General features: G+C 55.6%; 1 protein-coding gene and 1 tRNA gene. Both read left to right on the plus strand.

Annotated elements, in window-relative coordinates; all coding sequences use genetic code 11:
• A partial coding sequence (locus HA48_RS21955; RefSeq protein ID WP_208613173.1) for a formate/nitrite transporter family protein occupies nt 1-561 on the plus strand: 561 nt, incomplete at its 5' end.
• Nucleotides 562-649: 88 nt separating this feature from the next.
• Nucleotides 650-720: transfer RNA gene (locus tag HA48_RS21960), tRNA-Arg, on the plus strand.

Raw genomic sequence — 720 nt, forward strand, 5'->3', positions numbered from 1 at the left:
ATGCATAAACCGACCGGCAGCAACTTTATGCTGCTGTTGCGCCTGTGGAGTGTGGTGCTGTTGGGCAACCTGATAGGTACTGCGCTGGGCGCACTGGCCTTCAACCACATGCCGATCTTCGATGACGCGACGCGTCAGGCCTTTACGGCGATCAGCGAAAAGGTGATGGAGAATACGCCGGGCGAAATGTTTGCCAACGCCGTTATTTCCGGCTGGATTATCGCCACCATGGTCTGGATGTTCCCGAATGCCGGCAACGCCAAAATTGTGGTGATTGTGATGATGACCTGGCTGGTGGCGCTGGGCGATCTGGCGCATATCGTGGTGGGCTCGGTAGAAGTGCTGTATCTGGTGTTTGCCGGTACGCTGCCGTGGCAGGAGTTCCTGTGGCCCTTCGCCCTGCCAACGCTGCTGGGCAATATCACCGGTGGTACGCTGATTTTTGCGCTGATCAGCCACGCGCAGATTCGCAACGACATGAGCGAAGCCGCAAAAGCTAAAGCGCGTGCCGAGCAGAAGCGTAAAGAGAAGAAGGAAAAGGAAAAAGAGCAGCAGGCATGATGACTGGCACTAAATTGCTGATAGATTGAGCGAACAGCTCAGGTGCGGTTAAAATTCTGCGCGCGGTGCGCTATACTGCGCGCCGGATGTCTCCTTAGTTAAATGGATATAACGAGCCCCTCCTAAGGGCTAGTTGCAGGTTCGATTCCTGCAGGGGAC

Source organism: Pantoea wallisii, assembly GCF_002095485.1.
Lineage (GTDB): Bacteria > Pseudomonadota > Gammaproteobacteria > Enterobacterales > Enterobacteriaceae > Pantoea > Pantoea wallisii.